Source organism: Mycobacterium sp. SMC-13, assembly GCF_045311035.1.
Taxonomy (GTDB): domain Bacteria; phylum Actinomycetota; class Actinomycetes; order Mycobacteriales; family Mycobacteriaceae; genus Mycobacterium.
In genome coordinates, this window is sequence record NZ_JBJIAI010000005.1 from 61,678 (window position 1) to 70,220 (window position 8,543).

The window sequence follows — 8,543 nt, forward strand, 5'->3', positions numbered from 1 at the left end:
GATGCGAGAGGCGCGCCGTGTCGTTTCTGTCCCTCGGCCGTGACGAATTGCAGGCCCAGCACGATCTGCAACAGCGCAATTACGCCGAACTGCAGGCCCGCAACCTGGCCCTCGACCTGACTCGCGGCAAGCCGTCGGCAGAACAGCTCGACCTGTCGAACGCCATGCTGAGCCTGCCGGGAGACACCCCCGGCTCGTACCTGGACGGCAACGGCACCGATACCCGCAACTACGGCGGTCTGCACGGCCTGCCCGAGCTGCGGGCCATCTTCGGTGAACTGCTCGGGCTGCCCGTGCAGAACCTGATCGCCGGCAACAACGCCAGCCTCGAGTTGATGCACGACGTCATCGTGTTCTCGCTGCTGCACGGCGGTGTCGATTCGCCGCGCCCCTGGGTGCAAGAACCCGCCCTGAAGTTCCTCTGTCCGTCGCCCGGCTACGACCGGCACTTCGCGATCACCGAGAGCTTCGGCATCGAGATGATCCCGGTCCCGATGCTCGAGGACGGCCCCGACGTCGACCTCATCGAGGAGCTGGTCGCCGCCGACCCGGCGATCAAGGGCATGTGGTGCGTGCCGGTCTTCGGTAACCCGACCGGCGTCACCTACTCGTGGGAGGCCACCCGCCGGCTGGTGCAGATGCAGACGGCGGCACCGGACTTCCGGCTGTTCTGGGACAACGCCTACGCCGTGCACACGCTGACGCACGAGTCGGTCCAGAACGTCGACGTCGTCGGCCTGGCCGCCACCGCGGGCAACCCGAACCGGCCGTACGTCTTCGCCTCGACGTCCAAGATCACCTTCGCCGGCGCCGGCGTCAGCTTCTTCGGTGGCTCGCTGGGCAACATCGCCTGGTACCTGCAGCACGCCGAGAAGAAGACCATCGGCCCGGACAAGGTCAACCAGCTGCGGCACCTCCGGTTCTTCGGTGACGCCGACGGCGTGCGGCTGCACATGCAGCGGCACCAGGCGCTGATGGCGCCCAAGTTCGCGGCGGTCGCGGAGATTCTCGACGACCGGCTCAGCGCGTCGAAGATCGCATCGTGGACCGACCCCAAGGGCGGCTACTTCGTCAGCCTCGACGTGTGGCCGGGCACCGCGAAGCGGACCGTGGCGCTGGCCAAGGACGCCGGCATCGCGGTGACGGCGGCAGGCGCGTCGTTCCCGTACAAGAAGGACCCGGAGGACAAAAACATCCGGATCGCGCCTTCGTTCCCGCCGCTGCCGGACCTGCGCCTCGCCATCGACGGCTTGGCGACGTGCGCGCTGCTGGCCGCGACCGAGGCGCTGCTGAAGGGCTGAGGTCCTGCCGCGCGCTGTATGCGTTGACCCTGTACCCAGGGCGCATTCGTGCGAGAGCGGTGCGCCGTGGCGTCAGGATCAACGGGTGTCACTGCCGTCCCCACGCTGACTCTGTACTGAGGGCGCAGTTGTGCGAGTAGCGGGGTGCGTAGATGCAGGGTCAATCGAGTCGTGGTGGTCGCGTTCGCCGAGCCTGACTGCACGGCGATTTGCGGCCTGATTTTCCGCCACCACGTCAGCTTCGTGGAATGGCGAATCCACCAGAGCACGAGTCGGACCCGCTCGGTAGCCTTCTCCCGTGGCTCTTTACCGCAAGTACCGACCGGCAAGTTTCGCTGAGGTAGTCGGGCAGGAGCATGTCACCGAGCCGCTGTGCAACGCGCTGGAATCGGGCCGCATCAACCACGCCTACCTGTTCTCCGGGCCACGCGGCTGCGGCAAGACGTCGTCGGCACGCATCCTGGCCCGCTCGCTGAACTGCGAGCAGGGGCCGACGGCCAATCCGTGCGGCGAATGCCATTCGTGCGTGGCGCTGGCGCCCAACGGGCCGGGCAACATCGACGTCGTCGAACTCGACGCCGCCAGCCACGGTGGTGTCGACGACACCCGTGAACTCCGCGACCGGGCGTTCTACGCGCCGGCGCAGTCGCGGTACCGCATCTTCATCATCGACGAAGCCCACATGGTGACCAATGCCGGTTTCAACGCGCTGCTGAAGATCGTCGAGGAGCCGCCGGAGCACCTGATCTTCGTGTTCGCCACCACGGAGCCGGAGAAGGTGCTGCCGACCATCCGGTCGCGCACCCATCACTACCCGTTCCGGCTGCTGCCGCCGAAGACCATGCGCGGCCTGCTCGAGAAGATCTGCGCGCAAGAAGACGTGCAGGTCGACGATGCGGTGTACCCGCTGGTCATCCGGGCCGGTGGCGGCTCGCCGCGTGACACGTTGTCGGTGCTCGACCAGCTGCTGGCCGGGGCCGAGCAGAACCGCGTCGTGTACCAGCGGGCGCTGTCGCTGCTCGGCGCCACCGACCTCGCGCTGATCGACCGCGCCGTCGACGCGCTGGCCGCCGGCGACGGCGCCGCGCTCTTCGGAGCCGTGGAGTCGGTGATCGACGCCGGGCACGACCCACGCCGGTTCGGCACCGACCTGCTGGAGCGCTTCCGGGATCTGATTGTCCTGCAGGTGGTTCCGGACGCCGCGGCCCGCGGTGTGGTCGACGCGCCGGACGACGTCATGGAGCGCATGCGGGACCAGGCCGCGCAGATCGGCACCGCGACGCTGACCCGGTACGCCGAGGTGATGCACGCCGGGCTCGGGGAGATGCGCGGCGCGACGGCACCGCGGCTGCTGCTCGAAGTGGTGTGCGCCCGGCTGCTGCTGCCGTCGGCCAGTGACACCGAAGCCGCTCTGCTGCAACGCATCGAGCGCATCGAGACCCGGATGAACGTGTCGATCCCGGCTTCGGAGGGCGGGGCCGTTGCTGCCCCGCGTCCCGCTCCGGTGGCGGCCCCGGTCCCGGCACCGGCCGCCGAGTCGTTCGCGGAGGCCCCGAGCACTCCGCCGGCTCCGTCGGGTTCGGCAGGAAATCGGCAGTTCACGCGGAGAAGCCAAGCCCCGCAATCGGTTTCGGCACCCGAACCGGAGCCGGCGCCGCCGCCCGCACCTCCGGCGCCGCGGCCCGAGCCGCGTCCGGCGCCCGAACCGGCGCCGGTTCAACGTGAAACATCACCTGAACCCGTCGCCCCGCCGGCTGCCGCACCGGCAGCAGCGGCGCCCGTGCAGCCGGCCGCCGCGACACCAGGTGAGCCGGATGCCGCTGCGGTGCGCGCCATGTGGACGACGGTGCGTGAGAAGGTCCGCATGCGCAGCCGCTCGCTGGAAGCCATGCTCATGGAGGCGACGGTCCGCGGTATCGAGGCCGACACCCTGGTGTTGGCGCACCCGGCCCCGCCGCTGGCGAGGCGCCTCAGCGAGCAGCACAACGCCGACGTCATCCGCGAGGCGCTCAAGGATGCCCTCGGGGTGAACTGGCGGGTGCGGTGCGACGCCGGTGCGGCACCTGCGGGTGCGGCCGGGGGCCCGTCGGCCGGTTCCGCGCCCGCGGCGGCAGCCCCGCGTCCGGCGGCCCCGACGCCCGAGCAGCAGGCCGCCGTGGAGCGGGCCGAAGAAGAGGACATGCTGGCCGACGCCGCCAACGACCGCGGCACGGACGTGCCCCGCCGCGACCCCGAAGAGGTGGCGCTGGAACTGCTCAAGAGCGAGCTGGGCGCCCGCCCCATCGGGGAGTGATCAGGGCGTCCACCAGGGCCGCAGCGGCAGCCCGCCGTTGGCCCCGTGCTCGTCGAGTTTGACGGCCAGAACCTGGTGCAGCTGAACGACATTGGTCTCGAATCCCACGCGGGAACCGGCCATGTACATGCCCCAGACCTTGGCCGTGGCCAGGCCGACCTCGGCGACCGCTTCGTCCCAGTTCCGCACCAGGTTGGCGCACCAGTCGCGCAGCGTCAGGGCGTAGTGCGGGCGCAGGTTCTCCTCGTGCAGCACCTCCAGCCCGACATCCTGCGCGGTGGCGATGATGCGCCCCGAGCCGGTCAGCTCTCCGTCGGGAAAGACGTAGCGGTCGATGAACCCGCCGATGTTCCCGGCGCGGTTGTGCGGCCGGGTGATGCAGTGGTTGAGCAGCAGTCCGCCGGGGCGCAGCCGGTCGTGTAGGAACCGGAAGTAGGCCGGGTAGTTGGCGACACCGATGTGCTCGGTCAGACCGATCGAGGACACCGCGTCGAAATTTCCTTCCCGCACATCGCGGTAGTCGCCGTGCACGACGCGGGCGAGGTCGGCCAGGCCTTCGTCGGCGATGGCGCGCTGCGCCCAGCCGGCCTGCTCCGCCGACAGCGTGACACCGGTGGCCTGCACACCGTGCCGGGCGGCGTACCGGACCATGCCACCCCAGCCGCAGCCGACGTCGAGCAGCCGGTCGCCGGGCTGCAGGCGCAGCTTGTCGAACACCAGCCGGTACTTGTTCTCCTGGGCTTCCTCGAGCGTGGCGTCGGGCCGCGGGTAGCAGGCGCAGGTGTACGTCATCGACGGCCCGAGCACCCGTTCGTAGAACGCGTTGGAGACGTCGTAGTGGTGATGGATGGCCTCGGCATCCCGGATTCGGCTGTGCCGCAGTCCTTCTGCCATCCGGCGCCATCTCGGCAGCGCCTCCTGCGGGGGCGGGGCGATCGGCAGCAGGTGTTCGAATCCGATGGACCGCACGATGTTCGCCAGCACCCGGATCGGCGGACGCTTGAATTCCACCTTGTCGGCCAGCGCCTTGAGCAGTTCGTAGGGGTCGCCCGGATGCACGCCGAGCGCAGCGAGATCGCCTGCGACGTAGGCCCGGGCCAGGCCCAGATCGCCGGGTGCGGTCGCCAGATAGGTGGTGCCGCGTGGGGTGAGCAGACTCAGCCCCAGTTCGGCGTCCTCGGGGCCGGCCGAACTGCCGTCGTACGCCTCGAATTTGAGAGGCAGCCGACCACTCGAGAAGCTCTCCAGGACCTCGGCCAGCGTGAGCTTGCCGTCGGTCGTCCCTCGATCGTCAGTTGTCGTCATTGCCGTTGAACCGCCTTCGCATAGAGACCTAGTAGCCGCGATTCGGGGTCGTAAACGTCTTTGACCTTCTGGTACTCCGCGCCGCCGTAGCGCCGGTCGAATTCCTCACGCGAATAGAACGACTCGGAGTACAGGGACTTGTGGCCGCCGCATTCGTCGACCTTGTCCTCGATCAGGCGGTTCGTCTCACCGGCCACCTGTCCGGCCGGGACCGATGACCAGAACCCGACGTTGACGTAGTTGCGGTGGGGCTGGATGGGATACAGCGGCCAGCGGGTGTCATCGCGTAACCGCAAGGGACACAACCAGATCGGGGTGATGGGCACACGTGCCAGGAACCACTCGAGAAAGTCGACGACGCGCTCGACCGGCACCTCGACGTCCTGCACCACCCGCTCGCGCAACGGCTTTTCCGGGGCCAGGAGGCTGCGGCGCTCGATCCGGTCGGCGATCCGGAAGCGCTGGTCGAGGCCGACGAGCTTCCAGTAGACGCTGCTGCGCCGGTACCGGCGGGGCCACAACCGCCGGATGAGTGGGCGTTGCGCGCCGAAGGCCGCCGAACACCAGAACCAGTCGGTGTCCCAGCGCCAGAGATAGTCCTGCGTGGTGAGCCGGTCGTGCCGCTCGCCGGAGTCGTGCTGGATGGAGCGGTAGAAGATGCGCTGACCGGTGTAGTCGCTGACCGGGCCGTCGGTCCCAGTTTTCATGCCGAGGCACAGGTAGCTCTCGTCGGGCCCGAACACGACGCCGTCGAGGTAGTCCACCGGCACACCGTCGTGGCCGCCGGTGTCGAGGATGCGCTGCAGCTCGTCCACCAGATCGGCCACCCGGTGGAAACGCAGGTGCCGCAGCTTCACGAACGGGCGCACGGGCTCGAGCTCGATGCGCAACCGTACCGAATAGCCCAGCGTCCCATAGGAATTCGGGAAGGCGTAGAACAGGTCGGAGTGGGTGTGCGGTGATGCCCGGATCAGTTCCCCGGCCCCGGTGAGAATGTCGAGTTCCTGCACGGACTCGTGCGGCAGGCCGTTGCGGAACGACGTCGACTCGATGCCCAGCCCGGTGACCGCGCCCCCGAGGGTGATGGTCTTGAGCTGCGGCACGACGAGCGGCGCCAGGCCGAACGGCAGCGTCGCGGCGACCAGCGTCTCGTAGGTGCACATGCCCTGCACGTCCGCGGTGCGATTCTCGGTGTCGACGGCCAGCACGCCGTTCAGCCCCGAGACGTCGAGCCCCTTGGTCTTGGTGCGCGCACGCGCCCGGAACAGGTTCGACGTCGGTTTCGCCAGCCGCACCGTCGCCCCCCGCGGGATGGCGCGATAGCTGTCCAGCAGTCGCTGAACGGCCGCCTCGTGGGCGGCCGTCGCATCGCTCGTGACAGCAGTCACACATATACGCTAGACCGAGATCGCGGTCCTCGCGACCGCAAGGGAAGCCGTATGAACAGGAGTTTTACCTGATGGGACAGGTCAGTGCGTCCAGCACCGTGTTGATTCTCGCCGAACCGGAGAAGGTGCTGGCAGCAGTCGCCGACTACCAGACGGTGCGCCCGAAGATCCTCTCGTCGAACTACAGCGGCTACCAGGTGCTCGAAGGCGGACAGGGCGCCGGCACCGTCGCCACCTGGAAGCTGCAGGCCACCAAGAAGCGCTCGCGTGAGGTCAAGGCCACCGTCGACGTCGCAGGCAAGAGCGTCATCGAGAAGGACGCCAACTCGTCGATGGTGACCACGTGGACCGTCGCCCCGGCGGGCACCGGCTCGACCGTCACCGTCAAGACGGCGTGGCAGGGTGCCGGCGGTATCGGCGGCTTCTTCGAGAAGACCTTCGCCCCGCTGGGCCTGCGCAAGATCCAGGACGAGGTGCTCGGCAACCTGAAGAAGGTTGTCGAAGGCTAGCTCTTCGGCGCACGGAGATTCTTTTCGCGGCCAGTCGGTCGCCCGGTGATCCGTCGGGCGACTAGGCTGGCGCGCACACCCGATCATCGAAACTCGAGGGGACCGTCATGCAACCCGGTGGCCAGCCCGATATGTCCGCGCTGCTCGCTCAGGCGCAGCAGATGCAGCAGCAGCTCATGGCGGCGCAGGAGTCCCTGGCCACCTCGTCGGTGACCGGTCAGGCCGGTGGCGGTCTGGTCAAGGTCACCATGATGGGCAGCGGTGAGATCACCGCGCTCACCATCGACCCGAAGGTCGTCGATCCCGACGACATCGAGACGCTGCAGGACCTCATCGTGGGTGCCCTGGGCGACGCCTCCGAGCAGGTGACGCTGATGGCGCAGCAGCGCCTCGGCCCGCTGGCCGGCGGCATGCAGGGCATGGGCCTGCCCGGGTTCTGATGTGTTTGAAGGACCCGTACAGGATTTGATCGACGAACTCGGCAAGCTGCCGGGGATCGGGCCGAAGAGTGCCCAGCGCATCGCGTTCCACCTGCTGTCGGTGGAGCCGCCGGACATCGACCGGCTGACCGCGGTGCTGAACCGGGTGCGTGACGGCGTCAAGTTCTGTGCGGTGTGCGGCAACGTGTCCGACGACGACCGGTGCCGCATCTGCAGCGATCCGCGCCGCGATGGCTCCCTGGTGTGTGTCGTCGAGGAGCCCAAGGACGTCCAGGCGGTGGAGCGCACCCGCGAATTCCGCGGGCGCTACCACGTCCTGGGCGGCGCACTGGATCCGCTGTCCGGCGTCGGGCCGGAACAGCTGCGAATTCGCGAGCTGCTCAACAGGATTGGGCAGCGGGTCGACGGCGTGGACATCGTCGAGGTGATCATCGCGACCGACCCCAACACCGAGGGCGAGGCCACGGCGACGTACCTGGTCCGCATGCTGCGCGACATTCCGGGGCTGACGGTGACGCGCATCGCGTCGGGTCTGCCGATGGGTGGCGACCTCGAGTTCGCCGACGAGCTGACGCTGGGCCGGGCCCTGGCCGGCCGCCGCGCGATGGTCTGACGCCCGGCTCGCGGTGGTCTGACGCCCGGCTCGGCCGCGGTGGTCTGACGCCCGGCTCGCGGTGGTCTGACGCGCGGCCCGGCAAGCTCACCCGCCCCGGTTCAACTCACTCCCCGCCGAAACCGCATTCGGTCTGGCCCCGTCACCCATTTTCCCTGCCAAATTACCGTTTCCGCAGATTTGGCTAACGAGCTGACGCGGCGCGTGCGGGGCGTGTACTGGGAAGTCCGTACCGGTATCGGCATCCGGCAAAGAATTGCGCCAAAGTTGTTGTTTCCTTGGGGATTTCGCGTCGATCGCGCCGCGGCGGCCCGTTGGCAAACACGTGTGTGGGAACACAGTGTGGGCATGTAGCATTCGCGCACGGGCCAACCGGAGGATCGGAAGCCCCAATTATCTTGAGCGTCAATTCTTTTGGGGAGCACCATGAGCACCAACCCGTTCGATGACGACAATGGCACCTTTTTTGTGTTGGTCAACGACGAGGAGCAGCACAGCCTGTGGCCCACGTTCGCGGACGTTCCCGAGGGCTGGCGAGTGGTGCACGGCGAAGCCGACCGTGCCTCGTGCCTGGAGTACATCGAGCGGGAATGGACCGACATCCGGCCCAAGAGCTTGCGTGACCGACTGTCGGTTGGGCAGCCGCGCTGAGCCTTCGTTAGTTCAGGGGTAGTTCGTCATTTCAGTGTTCGGG

The 8,543-nt window shown here is 68.3% G+C and carries 8 protein-coding genes; 6 read left to right on the plus strand and 2 right to left on the minus strand.

Going from position 1 to position 8,543, the window contains the following annotated elements; translation table 11 throughout:
* The first annotated feature begins 17 nt into the window (after window positions 1-17).
* Both ACJH6I_RS09470 and ACJH6I_RS09475 read left to right on the plus strand, forming a co-directional pair.
* Complete coding sequence (locus tag ACJH6I_RS09470; RefSeq protein WP_406784007.1) at window positions 18-1,301, plus strand: aminotransferase class I/II-fold pyridoxal phosphate-dependent enzyme; 1,284 nt, start codon at window positions 18-20, stop codon at window positions 1,299-1,301.
* 298 nt (window positions 1,302-1,599) lie between these two features.
* Window positions 1,600-3,594 (plus strand): DNA polymerase III subunits gamma/tau, encoded by a 1,995-nt coding sequence (locus tag ACJH6I_RS09475; protein ID WP_406784008.1) that lies wholly within the window; start codon window positions 1,600-1,602, stop codon window positions 3,592-3,594.
* Here ACJH6I_RS09475 and ACJH6I_RS09480 read toward each other — a convergent pair whose 3' ends face one another.
* Window positions 3,595-4,899: a class I SAM-dependent methyltransferase gene (locus tag ACJH6I_RS09480; RefSeq protein WP_406784009.1), complete on the minus strand. Its 1,305-nt coding sequence runs from the start codon at window positions 4,897-4,899 to the stop codon at window positions 3,595-3,597.
* Entirely contained in the window at window positions 4,896-6,287 is a 1,392-nt protein-coding gene (locus ACJH6I_RS09485; RefSeq protein ID WP_346415853.1) for an FAD-binding oxidoreductase, read from the minus strand. The genes ACJH6I_RS09480 and ACJH6I_RS09485 overlap by 4 nt, the downstream gene beginning before the upstream one ends.
* Before the next feature lie 71 nt (window positions 6,288-6,358).
* Between ACJH6I_RS09485 and ACJH6I_RS09490 the strand changes: the two genes are divergently transcribed.
* The 4 genes from ACJH6I_RS09490 (at window position 6,359) to ACJH6I_RS09505 (ending at window position 8,500) form a co-directional block, all read left to right on the plus strand.
* The gene (locus ACJH6I_RS09490) at window positions 6,359-6,796 is read left to right on the plus strand and encodes an SRPBCC family protein (protein WP_020101051.1); all 438 of its coding nucleotides are present in this window, start codon (window positions 6,359-6,361) and stop codon (window positions 6,794-6,796) included.
* Window positions 6,797-6,903: 107 nt separating this feature from the next.
* Window positions 6,904-7,236 (plus strand): YbaB/EbfC family nucleoid-associated protein, encoded by a 333-nt coding sequence (locus tag ACJH6I_RS09495; RefSeq protein ID WP_029105129.1) that lies wholly within the window; start codon window positions 6,904-6,906, stop codon window positions 7,234-7,236.
* A gap of 1 nt (window position 7,237) precedes the next feature.
* Window positions 7,238-7,849, plus strand: coding sequence for a recombination mediator RecR (gene recR, locus ACJH6I_RS09500; protein WP_029105128.1), 612 nt, complete (start codon window positions 7,238-7,240; stop codon window positions 7,847-7,849).
* Window positions 7,850-8,275: 426 nt separating this feature from the next.
* The gene (locus tag ACJH6I_RS09505; RefSeq protein ID WP_318983915.1) at window positions 8,276-8,500 is read left to right on the plus strand and encodes an MbtH family protein; all 225 of its coding nucleotides are present in this window, start codon (window positions 8,276-8,278) and stop codon (window positions 8,498-8,500) included.
* Window positions 8,501-8,543: the final 43 nt, after the last annotated feature.